Annotated in this window: 18 protein-coding genes; 9 read left to right on the forward strand and 9 right to left on the reverse strand. The window is 70.9% G+C overall.

Going from position 1 to position 16,435, the window contains the following annotated elements:
• The first annotated feature begins 38 nt into the window (after positions 1-38).
• Complete coding sequence (locus GRQ65_RS19325) at positions 39-431, forward strand: hypothetical protein (protein WP_160879632.1); 393 nt, start codon at positions 39-41, stop codon at positions 429-431.
• 9 nt (positions 432-440) lie between these two features.
• Here GRQ65_RS19325 and GRQ65_RS19330 read toward each other — a convergent pair whose 3' ends face one another.
• The 5 genes from GRQ65_RS19330 to sodN all read right to left on the reverse strand — a co-directional run bounded on the left by GRQ65_RS19330 (position 441) and on the right by sodN (position 3,605).
• Positions 441-1,256, reverse strand: a complete 816-nt coding sequence (locus tag GRQ65_RS19330; RefSeq protein ID WP_160879633.1) for an RNA polymerase sigma factor SigF — start codon at positions 1,254-1,256, stop codon at positions 441-443.
• 1 nt (position 1,257) lies between these two features.
• Complete coding sequence (locus GRQ65_RS19335; RefSeq protein ID WP_160879634.1) at positions 1,258-1,665, reverse strand: ATP-binding protein; 408 nt, start codon at positions 1,663-1,665, stop codon at positions 1,258-1,260.
• An 88-nt stretch (positions 1,666-1,753) separates the two neighbouring features.
• Positions 1,754-1,993, reverse strand: coding sequence for a hypothetical protein (locus GRQ65_RS19340; protein WP_160879635.1), 240 nt, complete (start codon positions 1,991-1,993; stop codon positions 1,754-1,756).
• 157 nt (positions 1,994-2,150) lie between these two features.
• On the reverse strand, positions 2,151-2,951 hold the full coding sequence (locus tag GRQ65_RS19345; RefSeq protein ID WP_160879636.1) for a sigma-70 family RNA polymerase sigma factor: 801 nt from the start codon (positions 2,949-2,951) through the stop codon (positions 2,151-2,153).
• A gap of 252 nt (positions 2,952-3,203) precedes the next feature.
• Positions 3,204-3,605 (reverse strand): superoxide dismutase, Ni, encoded by a 402-nt coding sequence (gene sodN / locus GRQ65_RS19350; protein WP_160879637.1) that lies wholly within the window; start codon positions 3,603-3,605, stop codon positions 3,204-3,206.
• 121 nt (positions 3,606-3,726) lie between these two features.
• Between sodN and GRQ65_RS19355 the strand changes: the two genes are divergently transcribed.
• The 4 genes from GRQ65_RS19355 (at position 3,727) to GRQ65_RS19370 (ending at position 6,931) form a co-directional block, all read left to right on the forward strand.
• Positions 3,727-4,050, forward strand: a complete 324-nt coding sequence (locus GRQ65_RS19355) for a S24/S26 family peptidase (protein ID WP_237448548.1) — start codon at positions 3,727-3,729, stop codon at positions 4,048-4,050.
• A gap of 67 nt (positions 4,051-4,117) precedes the next feature.
• Positions 4,118-5,233 carry an NAD(P)-dependent malic enzyme gene (locus GRQ65_RS19360; protein WP_160879691.1) on the forward strand — a complete coding sequence of 372 codons (1,116 nt, stop codon included), beginning with the start codon at positions 4,118-4,120 and terminating at the stop codon, positions 5,231-5,233.
• A 43-nt stretch (positions 5,234-5,276) separates the two neighbouring features.
• Complete coding sequence (locus GRQ65_RS19365) at positions 5,277-6,245, forward strand: zinc-binding dehydrogenase (RefSeq protein WP_160879639.1); 969 nt, start codon at positions 5,277-5,279, stop codon at positions 6,243-6,245.
• Positions 6,246-6,256: 11 nt separating this feature from the next.
• Positions 6,257-6,931: an SDR family oxidoreductase gene (locus GRQ65_RS19370; protein ID WP_160879640.1), complete on the forward strand. Its 675-nt coding sequence runs from the start codon at positions 6,257-6,259 to the stop codon at positions 6,929-6,931.
• Here the strand turns inward: GRQ65_RS19370 and GRQ65_RS19375 are convergent, their stop codons facing one another.
• Entirely contained in the window at positions 6,932-7,552 is a 621-nt protein-coding gene (locus tag GRQ65_RS19375; protein WP_160879641.1) for a TetR family transcriptional regulator, read from the reverse strand. It abuts the gene before it with no gap.
• A 139-nt stretch (positions 7,553-7,691) separates the two neighbouring features.
• Between GRQ65_RS19375 and GRQ65_RS19380 the strand changes: the two genes are divergently transcribed.
• From GRQ65_RS19380 to GRQ65_RS19390, 3 genes are read left to right on the forward strand one after another with little or no spacing between them, the layout of a single operon-like run.
• Complete coding sequence (locus GRQ65_RS19380; RefSeq protein WP_160879642.1) at positions 7,692-8,768, forward strand: ferredoxin reductase; 1,077 nt, start codon at positions 7,692-7,694, stop codon at positions 8,766-8,768.
• A 43-nt stretch (positions 8,769-8,811) separates the two neighbouring features.
• Positions 8,812-9,912: a fatty acid desaturase family protein gene (locus tag GRQ65_RS19385; RefSeq protein ID WP_337191890.1), complete on the forward strand. Its 1,101-nt coding sequence runs from the start codon at positions 8,812-8,814 to the stop codon at positions 9,910-9,912.
• Between the two features lie 17 nt (positions 9,913-9,929).
• Positions 9,930-10,154 (forward strand): hypothetical protein, encoded by a 225-nt coding sequence (locus tag GRQ65_RS19390; protein WP_237448549.1) that lies wholly within the window; start codon positions 9,930-9,932, stop codon positions 10,152-10,154.
• Here the strand turns inward: GRQ65_RS19390 and GRQ65_RS19395 are convergent.
• A complete protein-coding gene (locus GRQ65_RS19395; RefSeq protein WP_160879643.1) occupies positions 10,151-10,804 on the reverse strand; it encodes an acetoacetate decarboxylase family protein in 654 nt (217 codons plus the stop codon). The genes GRQ65_RS19390 and GRQ65_RS19395 overlap by 4 nt on opposite strands.
• Before the next feature lie 76 nt (positions 10,805-10,880).
• Here GRQ65_RS19395 and GRQ65_RS19400 point away from each other — a divergent pair, with 76 nt between their 5' ends.
• The gene (locus GRQ65_RS19400) at positions 10,881-12,209 is read left to right on the forward strand and encodes a glycoside hydrolase domain-containing protein (protein ID WP_160879644.1); all 1,329 of its coding nucleotides are present in this window, start codon (positions 10,881-10,883) and stop codon (positions 12,207-12,209) included.
• A gap of 215 nt (positions 12,210-12,424) precedes the next feature.
• On the opposite strand, the gene GRQ65_RS22255 is transcribed toward GRQ65_RS19400, so the two are convergent.
• Positions 12,425-12,601, reverse strand: a complete 177-nt coding sequence (locus GRQ65_RS22255) for a DUF6104 family protein (protein ID WP_202388417.1) — start codon at positions 12,599-12,601, stop codon at positions 12,425-12,427.
• 29 nt (positions 12,602-12,630) lie between these two features.
• Positions 12,631-16,359, reverse strand: coding sequence for a multifunctional oxoglutarate decarboxylase/oxoglutarate dehydrogenase thiamine pyrophosphate-binding subunit/dihydrolipoyllysine-residue succinyltransferase subunit (locus GRQ65_RS19405; protein ID WP_337191891.1), 3,729 nt, complete (start codon positions 16,357-16,359; stop codon positions 12,631-12,633).
• Positions 16,360-16,435 lie beyond the last annotated feature (76 nt).

Here is a 16,435-nt window from a genome sequence, read left to right on the forward strand (position 1 = left end):
AGCCGGGCGGTCTGGTCCCCCCGCCTATCCTGGCCGTCGTGAACCGCACCTCGGCGCCCCCGCCCCTCCTGGCCGCGGCCGCCGTCGTGGCGCTGGAGGCGGCCGCCCTGGTCGTGCTCGGCGTGCTCGAGCTCGTGCACCTCAGCGGAGGCCGCGTCACGCTGGCCGTGACGACCACGGCCTTCTTCTGGCTGGTCGGAGCGGGTCTGGGCGCTTGCGCCGTCGCGCTCACCCGGCTCTCGAGCTGGGCGCGGGGTCCGGTCGTCGCGGCCGAGCTCATCCTCGTGCTCACGGCGTTCAGCACCTGGGGCGGGTCGAGGCAGTGGGCCCTCGGCATGCTGGCGGCCGCCGGTGTCGCCCTGGTCGGCGTGCTGCACCCCGCCTCGACGGCGGCTCTCGCCGCCGAGGAGGACCCGGCCGACCTGCGCTGATCGCCGTCCCTAGTCGGGGCTCTCCTCCAGGGAGCGGCGCAGCTGGTCGAGCGTGCGCGAGAGGAGCCGGGAGACGTGCATCTGGGACACGCCGATCTCCTCGGCGATCTGCGACTGCGTCATGTTCTTGAAGAACCGCAGCAGGAGGATCTTCTTCTCGCGGGCGTCGAGCTTGTCGAGCAGTGGCTTGATCGACTCGCGGATCTCGACGTGCTCGAGGTTCTCGTCGTCGATGCCGATCGCGTCGAGCATCGAGGCCGAGCCGTCCTCGTCGTTGTCGCCGGCGTCGAGCGAGAGCGTGGAGTAGGCGTTGCTGGACTCGATGCCCTCGAGCACGTCCTCGACGGTGCAGCCGATCTTCTCGGCGAGCTCGCGCGGGGTGGGGGAGCGACCCAGGGTCTGGGTCAGCTCGGCGCCGGCCGCGCCGATCTGCATGCGCAGCTCCTGCAGGCGCCGCGGGACGCGGATCGCCCAGCCCTTGTCACGGAAGTAGCGCTTGATCTCGCCGATGATCGTGGGGGTGGCGTACGTCGAGAACTCGACGCCGCGCCCAACGTCGAAGCGGTCGATCGACTTCAGCAGCCCGATGGTGCCGACCTGGACGAGGTCCTCGAACGGCTCCCCGCGGTTGCGGAAGCGCCGTGCGCAGTGCTCGACCAGCGGCAGGTGCAGGTGCACCAGGCCCTCGCGGGCGGTCTCGCGCTGGGCCTGGGAGGCGTCGTCCTCGCGCAGCGAGGCGAAGAGCTCGGCACTGCGCCGTCGGGTCTGCTCGACGCCGCTGACCGGTCCGTCCGGTCGCGGTGCGAGCTCCTCGGAGGAGGCCATGTCAGGCGGGAGGCTGCAGGGCCGAGCGCATCGTCAGCGACACGCTGAAGTGTCCGTCCTCGGCGGACGACGAGGCCTCGTTGGCCAGCGTGGTGAGGACCTGCCAGGCGAAGCTGTCCTCGTCGGGGGTCGCCGGCGCGGCGCTGTCGACCGTGACGCTCACGGTGAGCTCTCCGCTGCCGAGGTGGAAGGCGCAGTGCAGGTCGCTGCCGTCGTCGGCCTCGGCCAGGACGAGCGCGCTCGCCTCGCCGACCGCGATCCGCAGGTCCTCGATGTCGTCGAGGGTGAAGTCGAGTCGCGCCGCGAGGCCCGCGGACGTGGTGCGCAGCACCGCGACGTAGACGCTGTCCGCAGGCAGGCGGAGCTCGACGTCGGGGCGTGGGTCGTCGCCGGTGCCGCTCGGAGACATGCGGGTCCGTCCTTCGTGCGAGTGGCTGCTCGTACGGACTCGCACGAGAGGGTGGACCGAGGGTAGCGGTGCCGGGCCCTGGGTGGGTTCAGACCCGCCAGTCGTGTGCGCCGTCGGCGGGCAGCTCAGCCCGCTCCGCGGCGCGGAGGACGCCGATGCGCTCGATCCAGCTCATCCCCTCCGACCAGGCGGCCCGCAGCGAGAGGTGCCCGTCCGGCTCCTCGACCGTCAGGAGGACCACGGCGCCCCGGACGTTCTCGTCCGGGTCGATGTGCTGGCGGACCCCGAGACGGTCGATCAGCTCTCCGAGCTCACCACGCTGCGACAACGCAACCACTCCTGATCGATGGGCCGACGGGCCGTCTCCGGTCGGCGCGGGCGTGACGCTCAGGATCCCCCCGACCGGAACCCGGGACCCTGTCCCCTCAGTGCCCGACCCGACCGCGCTGCATGCGCGATCGGGTCGGTGTTGTCAAGGTGCGTCGTCAGCTGGCGCGGGCGGGCACAGCGTCGGGGCCGAGCTCGGCGCGCAGCTGGTCGAGGATGCGCTTGAGCAGGCGCGAGGCCTGCATCTGCGTCACGCCGAGCTCGTCGCCGATCTCCTGCTGGGTGCGGTCCTCGACGAAGCGGAGGTGCAGGATGCGCTTGTCGCGCTCGGAGAGGTTGCGCATGGCCGGGCCGAGCATGAGGCGGGCCTCGAGGGCACGCTCGTCGGCGTCCTCGTCGGCGGTCAGCTGGTCGATCGCGGGCCGGCCGTCCTCGGTGACGGGGACGTCGAGGGAGACCGGGCGGAAGCAGCCCTCGGCCTGGAGTGCCTCGGCCACGTCGGACTCGGGCAGGCCGAGCTGCTCGGCGATCCGCGCTGCAGAGGGGGGAGCGCCGTGCTCCTCGCCGCGGTGGTAGGCGTGGATGACCTTGGACTGGATCTCCTGGACGCGGCGCGGAGGACGGATCGTCCACCCCTGGTCGCGGAAGTGACGCTTGATCTCTCCGGAGATGGTCGGCACGGCGTAGGTCAGGAAGTCGCGCTCCTGAGCGACGTCGAACTTGTGCGCGGCACGCACGAGCGCCATGCAGGCGACCTGCTCGAGGTCCTCGACCGGGACCGAGCGGTTGCGGTAGCGGTGGGCGATCGCGTGGGCGACGCCGATGTTGAGCACGATGACCTGGTCGATGACCTGGTCGCGGGCGGAGCCGGTGAGCTCGGACGCCTCCTGCAGGAGACGGGCGGTCTCCTCACGGCGTACTGCACGTGATGGGGCCTCGTCCATCATGGAGATCGTCATGGTGGTGACCTTCCCAGAGCGCAGAGCCGTCGAAACCTTGAAAACTGAACTTCACCCCTATGGATGAGGACAGCGTCAGTCAGCTCCCTCAAACGGGGAGCTGAGAAGGCGCTTACCCCTCGGAGCAGGCTGAGAAACACCTGTGCTGGACCTCGACCGCGCCTGAGGGTGTCCGGTCTGGACCGGACGCGGCGACGCCCCGATCCGCGGGAGCGGATCGGGGCGTCGGGTGGAGCGGGTGCGCGCAGGCGCTCAGGCCTTCTTGGTCTCCCAGAAGATCTCGGCGATCTCGTCGATCTTGGCGAGCAGCTGGTCGGCGACGTCGGCGTCGAGGCTGCCCTTGGCGCCGCTGGCGCCGGCGAGCTTGGTGGCCTCGTTCACGAGCTGGTGCAGCTGGGGGTACTTCTCGAAGTGCGGCGGCTTGAAGTAGTCGGTCCACAGCACCCACAGGTGGTGCTTGACCAGCTCGGCGCGCTGCTCCTTGATGAGGATGGCGCGGGTGCGGAAGTCGGGGTCGTCGTTGTCGGCGACCTTGGCGATGACGGCCTTGATCGACTCGGCCTCGATGCGGGCCTGGGCGGGGTCGTAGACGCCGCAGGGCAGGTCGCAGTGGGCGGAGACCTCGACGGTCGGGGCGAACAGTCGGCGGAACATGCAGACTCCTTGCTCTGGCCCGCGGTGCGGGCCGCTGACGGGCTCGGACAGGGGTGGTGCGTCGTGGACTTGCGACACTACTCCGGTGTCGACACGCCCTCCCCTGGTACCCCACTGGGGCTTGGCCACCGTCACGGGCGACTCCATGCGGCCCGCCCTGCGCCCCGGTGACCGCCTGCTCGTGAGGTACGACCGCCGACCGCGGGAGGGCGACGTCGTGGTCGCGACGCTGGCCGACGGCACCCTCGTCACCAAGCGCGCCGTCGAGCGGCGTACGACGCGCACCGGCGAGCCGGCGTGGTGGCTGCTGAGCGACGACCCCCGGCGCGGTGTCGACTCGCGTCACCGAGGCCCCGTGCGCGACGCGGACGTGCACGGCGTGGTCGTCATGCGGATCTGGCCGCCGGGGCGCCGCAGGGCTGTGCCAGACTCCTGCGGTGCCTGAATCGAGCTCCGTGAGCGGACATCCGCACGCTGGTGACCCGGTCTTCGACCTCCATGTCGGCGGCAAGATGGAGGTCGCCAGCACGGTCGGCCTCGCCACCCGCGACGACCTCTCGCTGGCCTACACCCCCGGCGTGGCCCGGGTCTGCGAGGCCATCGCCGACGACCCGGAGATGACGCGCCACTACACGTGGGTGCCCAACGTCGTCGCCGTCGTCAGCGACGGCACCGCGGTGCTGGGCCTCGGGGACATCGGCCCGGCGGCGGCCATGCCCGTGATGGAGGGCAAGGCGGTGCTGTTCAAGTCGTTCGGCGGCGTCGACGCCGTGCCGATCTGCCTCGACACGACCGACACCGAGGAGATCATCGAGACGGTGGCGCGGCTCGCGCCGAGCTTCGGCGGCATCAACCTCGAGGACATCTCGGCGCCGCGGTGCTTCGAGATCGAGGACCGCCTCAAGGAGCGCCTCGACATCCCCGTCTTCCACGACGACCAGCACGGCACCGCCGTGGTGGCCCTCGCGGCCCTGCAGAACGCCCTCAAGCTCACCGGCCGCGACCCCGGCACCACCCGTGTCGTCATCTCCGGAGCGGGCGCCGCGGGAGTCGCCGTGGCCAAGATCCTGCTCAACGCCGGCATCACCGACCTCGCCGTCACCGACCGCAAGGGCGTCCTGCACTCCTCGCGCAGCGACCTCACGCCCGTCAAGAAGGCGCTGGCCGCGCTGACGGCCGACCAGACCGGCCGCACCGGGAGCCTGGCCGACGTGCTCGACGGCGCCGACGTCTACATCGGCCTGTCGGGCGGCACCGTGCCCGAGGAGGACGTCGCCCGGATGGCGCCCGAGTCGATCATCTTCGGCCTGGCGAACCCCACGCCCGAGGTCCACCCCGACGTGGCGCACAAGTACGCGCGGATCGTTGCCACCGGTCGCTCCGACTTCCCCAACCAGATCAACAACGTGCTGGCCTTCCCGGGGATCTTCCGGGGCGCCTTCGACGCCCACGCGACGGCGATCACCGAGGGGATGAAGCTCGCGGCCGCGACGGCGCTGGCGGACCTGGTCGGCGACGACCTCGCCGAGGACCTCATCGTGCCCTCGCCGTTCGACCCGCGCGTGGGCCCTGCCGTCTCCGCCGCGGTTGCCGAGGCCGCTCGTCGAGACGGGGTCGCCCGCGCCTGAGGGCTGCTGACGCGTCCTCGGGCCTCCCGCTAGGTTCGAGGACATGTTCGCCGTCTACGCAGAGTCGTTCTCGAAGCAGGACCCGCTGAGCGGACTGGTGGTGGGGGAGCGCCCCGACCCCGAGGTGCCCGACGGGTGGACCACGGTGACCGTCAAGGCCGCCTCGCTCAACCACCACGACCTGTTCTCGCTGCGCGGGGTCGGGCTGCGCGAGGAGGCGCTGCCGATGATCCTCGGCTGCGACGCCGCGGGGCTCGACGAGGACGGCAACGAGGTCGTCGTGCACGCGGTCGTCAGCAGTCCTGACTGGACGGGCGACGAGACCCTCGACCCGAAGCGCTCGCTCCTCTCCGAGCGGCACCAGGGCACGATGGCTGCCCGGGTCGCGGTGCCGCGCCGCAACGTCGTGCCCAAGCCGGACTCGCTCTCGTTCGCCGAGGCGGCCTGCCTGCCCACCGCCTGGCTCACGGCGTACCGGATGCTCTTCACCCGGGGCGGGCTCACCGCCGGCGAGACCGTGCTCGTGCAGGGTGCCGGGGGAGGGGTGGCGACCGCCGCGATCACCCTGGCGCGCGCCGCCGGACTGCGGGTGCTGGTCACCAGCCGCGACGAGGCCAAGGGGCAGAAGGCGATCGAGCTGGGCGCCCACGAGGCGTTCGAGTCCGGCGCACGGCTGCCCGAGAAGGTCGACGCCGTCATCGAGACCGTCGGCAAGGCGACCTGGTCGCACTCCATCCGCTCGCTGCGCCCGGGCGGGCGCCTCATCACCTCCGGCACCACCTCCGGCCCCGACCTCGACGACGCCGAGCTCACCCGCATCTTCTTCCTCCAGCTGAGCGTCATCGGCTCGACGATGGGCACCCGCGACGAGCTCGCCTCCCTCGTGGCGCTCCTCGACGCCTCCGGCGCACGACCGCTGATCGACCGCGAGCTGCCGTTCGAGCAGGCCCGCGACGGGTTCGCGGCGATGCTCGACGGCGACGTGTTCGGCAAGATCGTCTTCACGGCCTGAGAGGACCACCGATGGCCACCCACCTGCTCACCGGCGCCGGCTCGGGCATCGGCGCGCTGCTCGCGGAGCGGCTGCTCGAGCGCGGCGACGACCTCGTGCTCCTCGCCCGCTCCACCGAGAGGGCCCACGACCTGCGCGAGGAGCTGCCCGGCGCCACCGTGGTGGTCGCCGACCTCGCCGACCCGGCGGGCCTCGAGGCCCTCGATCTGCCGGACGCGCTCGACTCGCTGGTCCACGCGGCCGGCATGGTCGACCTCGGTCCCGTCGCCGACCTCAGCACGCAGGCGTGGCAGCAGCAGGTGACGGTCAACCTCGTCGCCCCCGCCGTGCTCACCCGGCGCGCGCTGCCCGCCCTGCGGGCGGCGCGCGGCACGGTCGTGCTCGTGAACTCGGGCGCCGGGCTGTTCGCCCACCCCGGCTGGTCGGCGTACGCCGCCTCCAAGCACGGGCTCAAGGCGCTCGCCGACTCGCTGCGCGCCGAGGAGCAGGAGCACGGGGTGCGGGTCACCTCGCTGTTCCCCGGCCGCACCGCCACGCCGATGCAGGCGAAGGTGCACGAGCAGGAGGGCAAGGACTACGACCCGGCGGCCTGGATCGACCCTGCCACCGTCGTCGACGCCGTCCTGCACGTGCTCGACCTGCCCGGTGACGCCACCATCACGGACCTGACGGTGAAGCCCCGGTAGTCAGCCGCGTGACTCCCAGTTGAGGGCGCCGACGAGCACCATCCGCAGCTGCGTGCGGGCGGTCTCGACGATCTGCTTCTCGACCCCGGGGCGACCGGCGGCCTCCATGATCTGCTCGGCGGTGCCGACCATCGAGGTCACCATGAGGTTGGCGAGCACGCGCAGGTCCTCGGGCGACCAGCCGCCGGTGCCGGGCAGTCGGGTGAGGTCGGCGGCGAGCTCGCGCTCGCACAGCTCGATCTCGTGGCGGATGGCCTCGCGGACCGACGGCGGACCGGCGGCGCGCTCGCGCGCGATGAACAGGAAGTGCTGGCGCTGGCGGTGGACGTGGTCGACGAGCACCTCGACCGAGCTGTCGACGATGGTGGCGTACGACGGGTCGCCCTGCCGGATGTCGCGCAGCATCGCGCGCAGGCTGACGAACGACTCGTCGACCAGGGCCATGCCGAGGTCCTCGATGGAGTCGAAGTGGCGGTAGAAGGCGGTCGGCACGATGCCGACCTCCTTCGCGACCTGACGGAGCGACAGGGCGACGAGCGACGACTCCTCGCACAGTCGCAGTGCGGCGTCGAGGATGGCGCGTCGGGTGCGCTCCTTGCGCTCTCCTCGGGACTCGGCCATTCCCCCATCCTATTCGTGCACACGTGTCCCCTATCACCTCAGGAGCGCCTTGACCTCCCCTGGGGTGGTTCGAGAGAGTTTGAGTGTACGGACGTGCACTGATCGTCCGACCCGATCTTCCACTCCGAGGAGGCACCACATGGGACTCGCGACCACCGTGCTCCGCTCGAAGGCGCTCGCTGCGCTGACCTCGCCGCACGGCGTCGACCGCTACCTGGAGCAGGTCAACCCGATGTGGGCCGCCCACGAGGTCCGCGCGCGCATCGTGGACATCCACCGCGAGGTCGACGTGCCCGGTCACCCGCCGGTCGCCACGATCACGCTGCAGCCCACCTCGACCTGGCGAGGACACCGTGCCGGCCAGCACGTCCAGCTCGGCGTCGAGGTCGACGGCGCGCGTCGTACGACGCGGGTCTTCACGATCTCCAGCCCCGACTCGCACGCCGGTGACCGGTTCACGGTGACGATGCGGGCCAACCCCGACGGCGTCGTGTCGCGCTACCTCGTCGAGCGGGCCCGGCCGGGCACGATGGTCCACCTCTCGCAGGCGCAGGGCGAGTTCGTCCTGCCCGACCGCGTGCCCGAACGCATCCTGTTCATCTCCGGCGGCTCCGGGATCACTCCCGTCATGTCGATGCTGCGCTCCCTGCAGCGCCGCACCCACCGCGGCCACGTGACGTTCCTGCACTACGCGCAGAGCCCCGAGCACCAGATCTTCGCCGACGAGCTCGACGAGATCCGACGCTCCGGTCACGGCATCGACGTGCACCTGCTGCACCCGGAGCTCGGCGACCCCAACCTCTCGCCGGCCTACCTCGAGCGGCTGGTCCCGGGCTACCGAGACGTCGCGACCTGGGCCTGCGGCCCGGCGCCGATGATCGAGGGCGTCCAGGCGGCGTACGCCGACTCCGACGCGTTGCGCGTCGAGTACTTCAAGCCGCCCCGCGCGGCGACCGGCGAGGCCGGCGGCACCGTGAGCTTCGAGCGCTCGGGCAAGAGCGCCGACAACACCGGCGCCTCGCTGCTCGAGCAGGCCGAGGCCCTCGGGCTCAAGCCTGAGTTCGGCTGCCGGATGGGCATCTGCTTCTCCTGCGTGTCGAAGAAGACCGACGGCACCGTGCGCAACGTGCTGACCGGCGAGGAGTCCTCGCTGCCCGACGAGGACGTCCGCATCTGCGTGAGCGCGCCCGTGGGCGACTGCTCCGTCGACCTCTGATCCACACCCCTCCACCCTCGAGAACGAACCGAAGGGACGAACCGTGAAGACCAACAAGACCACCCTCAGCGACGAGCAGCTCGAGAAGTTCGGCGAGGAGATGGACGCCATCCGTCAGCGGATCATCGCCGACCTCGGCGAGGAGGACGCGGCGTACATCCGCAAGGTCGTCAAGACCCAGCGCCAGTTCGAGGTCGCGGGCCGTGCGCTGATGTACCTCCCGCCGGCGTGGCCGCTGGCCGTGGCCTCGCTCAGCATCTCCAAGATCCTGGACAACATGGAGATCGGCCACAACGTCATGCACGGGCAGTACGACTGGATGGGCGACCCCGGCCTGAACTCGCGGATGTACGAGTGGGACAACGTGTGCCCCTCGGAGCAGTGGAAGAACAGCCACAACTACATTCACCACACCTACACCAACATCCTCGGCAAGGACCGTGACATCGGCTACGGCATCCTGCGCATGGACGAGGACCAGAAGTGGCACCCCTACTACCTCGGCAACCCGCTCTACGCGTTCGCGCTGATGGTGTTCTTCGAGTGGGGCGTCGCGCTGCACGACCTCGAGGTCGAGAACATCGTCGCGGGCAAGCGCAAGGTGTCGGAGAACGCCGCCCTGCACGCCGGCATCATGCGCAAGGTCAAGCGTCAGGCGCTCAAAGACTACCTGCTGTTCCCCGCGCTCACCGGGCCGCTGTTCCCGTTGACCTTCACCGGCAACGCGATCGCCAACCTCGTGCGCAACGTGTGGGCGTTCAACATCATCTTCTGCGGTCACTTCCCGGCCGGCGTGGCGACGTTCTCGCAGGAGGAGTGCGAGGACGAGAGCCGCGGCCACTGGTACTACCGCCAGCTGCTCGGCTCGGCCAACATCACCGGCGGCAAGCTCTTCCACGTGATGACCGGCAACCTCAGCCACCAGATCGAGCACCACCTGTTCCCCGACCTCCCGGCGCGCCGCTACCCGGAGATCGCGGTCGAGGTGCGTGAGATCTGCGAGCGCTACGGCCTGCAGTACAACACCGGTCGGCTCGGCAAGCAGCTCGGCTCGGTGGCCAAGAAGATCTGCCGGATGGCGCTGCCCGACCGCAAGGTCGAGGAGAGGACGAGCGCGCCGGTCGCCGAGCCCGTCGCAGCCTGACGCGGCACACTGGTGGCATGACCGGTGACACGAGCGGTGACATGAGCGGGGACGACCACCTCTCCGGCCCCGAGATCGGCAAGGACGCCCTGCAGTCCACCGTCGAGGCGGCGGCCACCACCGTCGGGGAGGTGGCCGTCATCGTCACCAACGCGGTGCGCGACATCGCGACCGCGCTCGGTGGGTTCGCCACCGAGGTGTTCGAGATCCGGGACTCGGCGCGCAAGGCGTCCGAGGACTAGCCAGTCTCCCCGAACGCCATCCGGAAGCCCGCCAGCCGCACCGAGCCGAGCTGGCGGGCTCCGGCCATCCAGCCGAGCGGCCCGTCCGGGTTGACGTCCCAGCGGGCGCGGGCAGCGAAGGTGTGGGCCGAGCCGCGGATCGGAGCCGCGCGCGGCTCGTCCCCGGTGTCGGGGAGGCCGGTCTGCGAGGTCGCGCCGGCGAACGGCGTACGCGGCACGGCCCGGGAGACATCGGTGAAGGATGCCCGCGCGATGGGCACCCGGCCGTCCCGGGCCGTCCACTCCGTCGTCGCGAGCGGGCCGCGGTGCGCCGTGTCGAGCTCGAAGTCGGCGAGGCCCTTGGGGATCGCCCACAGCTCGCGGCCACCCGCCATCGACTCGGGGGAGTCGACCCAGATGTCGGTGATGGTGACGTGGGGCCGACGGGTGCCCGCCGCCCTCACCGGCCGAGCCACGAGCAGCTCGGAGTAGGTCAGTGGACTCGGCTCGTCGTAGGAGACGAACGCTGCGGCGTAGAGGCCGGCGGGACGCGAGGGGTCGACCGGGCGCCGGACGCGGAACAGCGTGACCCACATCGACCCCGCCAGCGGCCAGGGCGCGGCCGGGTAGCTCACCTCGGACTCGGACGACTGCAACCACTCGACCGTCATGACCTCACCCTAGGACGCTGCGTCGCTTAGGGTCGTGGGGCACACGACCACGACCCCACCAGGCCAAGGACGCTGCATGACCTTCTCGGGACCCCGCTCCGCCACCCGCTGGACCGCCCTCCTCACCTCCGTGGCTGCGCTCGCCGCGACGCTGCTCGTCGGCACGGCCGCCCCGTCGACGGCGGCGCCCGACCCCGCGGCCCGCAAGGCCGGCGGCTCCGCGCCGGGCTCGTTCACCGGCTACGCCTTCGACACCTGCTCCGCGCCGGCCCAGGAGGTCATGGACGCCTGGTGGGACGAGTCGCCGTACGCCGCGGTCGGTATCTACCTCGGTGGCAGCAACCGCCTGTGCGACCAGCCGCAGCTCACGCCCGGCTGGGTGGGCGCCCAGCGCGCCCAGGGCTGGCGGCTGCTGTCGCTGTGGGTCGGCCCGCAGGCCGCGTGCTCGACGTACGCCGACAAGATGTCGTTCGACTTCCCGACCGCCGAGGCCCAGGGCCAGGCCCAGGCAGCCGCGGCGGTGACCGTGGCCCAGTCGCTCGGCATCGGTGGCGGGTCCACGCTCTACTACGACCTCGAGGACTACGACATCACCTCGACCCCGTGCCGTCAGTCGTCGCTGTGGTTCCTCAGTGGCTGGAGCAAGGGGCTTCACGCCGCGGGCTACACCTCGGGCGTCTACTCCAACATCGCGGCCGGGATTGCGGCCCTCGACTACGCCGACCGGGCGTCGTACGGCACCTACACGATGCCGGACGAGATCTGGTTCGCCTGGAACAACAACCAGGCCGACACCGTGACCGACGAGCGCGTGCTGAGCTCGCGCTGGGACGACCACGCGCGGATCCACCAGTACCTCCTCGACACCCCGCAGAGCTTCGGCGGCTACCCCCTGACCGTCGACGCCAACTGGGCCGACGTGGGGGAGGGCTCGGTCGCGAAGCCGGCGAAGCGGTTGTGCCGCGGCGTCGAGGTCGACCTGCGCCGCTACCCGACCCTGCGTGCCGGCAAGCGGGGTCCGGTGGTCAGCGCCGCGCAGTGCGTGCTGCGCAAGCAGCGCATCACCAACGCCCCCATCACCGGGCGGTACGACGCCCGCACCGTGGCGGCGGTGAAGAAGGCGCAGCGGAAGTTCGGCCTCAAGCCGACCGGACGCCTCACCGCGCCCACGTGGGCCGCGCTGCTCGCCAAGGGCAAGCACCCCGACCTCAAGGTCGGGTCGACCGGTGAGCCGGTGCTGCGCCTGCAGCGGGCGCTGACCGCGGCCCTGGGCCGCAAGGTCGTCATCGACGGCGTCTACAGCGTCGACACCGCCCGGCGGGTGACCAAGCTCCAGCGCAAGCGCGGGCTGTCCGTCACCGGCGTCACCACCGCCGAGGTCTGGGACGAGCTCAGCGGGCAGTAGCGCGCAGCGAGGGTGGTTTCGAGACAGGACTTCGTCCTTCCTCAACCACCGATGTGTCGCCACCGGTGGTTGAGGAGGTCCGCTAGGACGGTCTCGAAACCACTCGAACGTCAGTGGTTTCGAGACAGGACTTCGTCCTTCCTCAACCACCGGTGTCGTCGCCGGTGGTTGAGGAGGTCCGCTAGGACCGTCTCGAAACCACTCTCGGGAGTCGCTCAGTCCTCGGGATCGTCGAGGCGGGCGAGCCAGGTGGCGAAACGCTCGGTGGCCGTCTCGAACTCCGGGTGCACGTCGGTGAACTCGGAGAGCCGGTCGGCGAGCCAGGCGAGGGAGACCTCCTCCTCGCCCCGGCGCGCCGCCAGCTCCTCGATGCCGCGGTCGGTGAAGTACACCGCTCAGCCCCTGCGTCGGTCCCGGGCCGTCAGGCGAAGGCCCGCGCGATGAGGTCCTTCTGCTCCTCGGCGTGCCGCTTGGCGGTGCCGACCGATGGGGAGGAGGACTCGAGGCGCGTGATCGGCTCGACGGTGGCGTCCACGTGGGGCCACGCGTTGAGGGCGTAGTGCGGCCACGGGCCGTTGTTCATCGGCTCGTCCTGCACCCAGCGGACCGTCTTGAGGTTGGGGTAGCGCGCGATCTCGTGCTCGATGTCGTCGAGCGGACGGGGGTAGAGCTGCTCCACCCGCCCGATCGCGAACCGCTCGCCCTCGGCCTCGCGCTTGGCGCGCTCGACCACGAGGTCCCAGGTGATCCGGCCCGAGCACAGCAGCAGCGTGTCGACCTTCTGCGCGTCGGCCTGCTCGTCACCGATGAACGGGCGGAACGTGCCGCTCGTGAAGTCGGCGGGCTGCGAGGCGGCCTCCTTGCGCTTGAGCATCGACTTGGGCGTGAACACCACCAGCGGGCGGTGCTGCTCACCGAGGGCGTGCTTGCGCAGCAGGTGGAAGTACGACGCCGGCGTGGACGGCTGGGCGACCACGAACGCCTCGTCGGCGCACATGAGCATGAACCGCTCGATGCGGGCCGAGGAGTGGTCAGGGCCCTGGCCCTCGTAGCCGTGCGGCAGCAGCAGCACGACGCCGGACTCCTGGCGCCACTTGGTCTTGCCGGAGGTGATGAACTCGTCGATCACCGTCTGCGCGCCGTTGACGAAGTCGCCGAACTGCGCCTCCCACAGCACCAGCGCCTCGGGCCGGGCCACGGAGTAGCCGTACTCGAAGCCGAGGGCGGCGTACTCGGACAGCAGCGAGTCGTAGACGTGGAACTTGGCCTGGTCCTCGGTGAGGTTGGCCAGCGGTGTCCACTCGTCGGCGTTGACGCGGTCGATGATCGTGGCGAAGCGGGACACGAACGTGCCGCGGCGCGAGTCCTGACCGGCGAGGCGCACGGGACGCCCGTCCATGAGCAGCGCACCGAAGGCGAGGATCTCGCCGGTGCCCCAGTCGATCGGGCCCTCCGTGATCGCGGTCGCGCGGCGCTGCAGCTGCGGCATCACCTTCGGGTGGACGGTGAAGCCCTCGGGCGGGGTGACGTAGGCGTCCGAGATCCGCTTGAGCACCTCGGGCACGACCGCGGTGGCGGTCTCGCCGGCGGGCTTGTCGGGGTAGTCGGGGACGGTGGTCCACTCCGAGGGCTGGCTGGTCGCCTCGCGCACCTCGGTGAAGACCCGCTCGAGCTGCTGCTGGTAGTCGCGCAGCACCTGCTCGGCCTCGTCGATCGTGATGTCGCCGCGACCGATCAGCGACTCGGTGTAGAGCTTGCGCACGGAGCGCTTCTGCTCGATGAGGTCGTACATCAGCGGCTGGGTGTACGACGGGTCGTCGCCCTCGTTGTGGCCGCGGCGGCGGTAGCAGACGAGGTCGATGACGACGTCCTTGTTGAACGCCTGGCGGTACTCGAAGGCGAGCCGCGCCACGCGGATGCACGCCTCGGGGTCGTCGCCGTTCACGTGGAAGATCGGCGCCTGGACCATCCGCGCCACGTCGGTGCAGTAGAGCGAGGAGCGCGAGCTGCCCGGCGAGGTGGTGAACCCGACCTGGTTGTTGACGACGACGTGGATCGTGCCGCCGGTGCGGTAGCCGCGCAGCTGGGAGAGGTTGAGCGTCTCGGCGACCACGCCCTGGCCTGCGAACGCCGCGTCGCCGTGGACGAGCAGCGGCAGGACGGGGTAGGCCGCGCCCTGGTCGAGCACGTCCTGCTTGGCGCGGGCGATGCCCTCGAGGACCGGGTCGACGGCCTCGAGGTGCGAGGGGTTGGCCGCCACCGACACCTTGATGGTGTCGCCGGAGCCGGCCTCGAACTCGCCCTCGGCGCCGAGGTGGTACTTCACGTCGCCGGAGCCCTGGACCGTGCGCGGGTCGATGTTGCCCTCGAACTCGCGGAAGATCTGGCTGTACTTCTTGCCGACGATGTTGGCCAGCACGTTCAGCCGGCCGCGGTGGGCCATGCCGATGGCGACCTCGTCGAGGTGGGCCTCGGCCGCGGCCTCGCAGATCTCGTCGAGCACCGGGACCGTGGTCTCGCCGCCCTCGAGGCTGAACCGCTTCTGGCCGACGAACTTGGTCTGCAGGAAGGTCTCGAAGGCCTCGGCCTGGTTGAGCTTGAGCAGGATGCGCAGCTGCTCCTCGCGCGGGGGCTTGGAGTGCGGCTGCTCGACCCGCTCCTGGATCCACCGGCGCTGCTCGGGATCCATGATGTGCATGTACTCGATGCCGGTGGTGCGGCAGTAGGAGTCGCGCAGGATCCCGAGGATCTGGCGCAGCTTCATGAAGCGGCGACCCTCGCCGCCGAACGACCCGGTGGCGAACTCGCGGTCGAGGTCCCACAGGGTCAGGCCGTGCGACTCGACCTCGAGGTCGGGGTGGCTGCGCTGGCGGTACTCCAGCGGGTCGGTGTCGGCCATCAGGTGGCCGCGCACGCGGTAGGCGTGGATGAGCTCGAGGATGCGCGCCTGCTTGCTGATCTCGTCGTCGTGCGACGTCGAGATGTCGCTGCTCCAGCGGATCGGCTCGTAGGGGATGCGCAGCGAGCGGAAGATCTCGTCGTAGAAGCCGTCCTGGCCGAGCAGCAGCTGGTGCATCCGCTTGAGGAACTCGCCCGACTGCGCGCCCTGGATGACGCGGTGGTCGTAGGTCGAGGTCAGCGTCATGACCTTGCTGATCGCGTTGCGGGCGATCGCGTCGTCCGAGGCCCCCTGCCACTCGGGCGGGTACTCCATCGCGCCGACGCCGATGATGGCGCCCTGGCCCTTCATCAGGCGCGGGACGGAGTGGCTGGTGCCGATGCCGCCGGGGTTGGTCAGCGAGATCGAGGTGCCCTGGAAGTCGGCGACGGTGAGGGCGTTGTCGCGGGCCTTGCGCACGACCTCCTCGTAGGCGGTCCAGAACGCCGCGAAGTCCATCTCCTCGGTGGCCTTGATCGAGGGCACCAGCAGCTGGCGCGACCCGTCGGGCTTGGGGACGTCGATCGCGAGGCCGAGGTTGACGTGGGCCGGCTGGATGAGGTTGGGCTTGCCGTCCACGACGTCGAAGCCGACGTTCATCTCCGGCATCGAGGCGACCGCCTTGACCAGCGCGTAGCCGATCAGGTGGGTGAACGACACCTTGCCGCCGCGGGCGCGGGCGAGGTGGTTGTTGATGACCGTGCGGTTGTCCCACAGAAGCTTGACCGGCACCGAGCGGACCGATGTCGCGGTCGGCACGGTGAGGGAGGCGTCCATGTTGCTCGCCGTGCGGGCGGGCGCGCCGCGCAGCACGGTGTAGGTCGGCTCGGCGTCGGCCGGCTTCGCGGCCGGCTCGGCCTGCGCCGCGGGCTTCGGCGCCGGCTTCGCAGCAGGCTTGGCCGCGGGCTTCGCGGGCTCGGCCTTGGCGGCGGGCTTCGCGGGCTCGGCCTTGCCAGCCGGCTTCTCCGCCTTCGCCGGAGCGGGCTTCGCCGGGGCGGGCTCCGCCGGGGCGCTGGACCCGTTGCTGGCGCCGTTCGACCCGCTGGCGGAACCGTTCTTCGCCCCGTTGCTGGTGCTCCCGCCGACGTCCTTGCCGTGCGCCTCGAAGTAGGCGACCCAGGTCGCGTCGACGCTCGACGGGTCCGCCTGGAACCGGTCGTACATCTCCTCGACGAGCCACTCGTTGGCCCCAAACTCCTCAGGGATGGTCACCGAGGAGGAGGGGGAGGACGTTGAAGGGTCGGGCACGGCGTGGATCGCCTCTTCCGCAGGTCGATTCGAGGTGGTG

This window comes from Nocardioides flavescens (assembly GCF_009823805.1).
Lineage (GTDB): Bacteria > Actinomycetota > Actinomycetes > Propionibacteriales > Nocardioidaceae > Nocardioides > Nocardioides flavescens.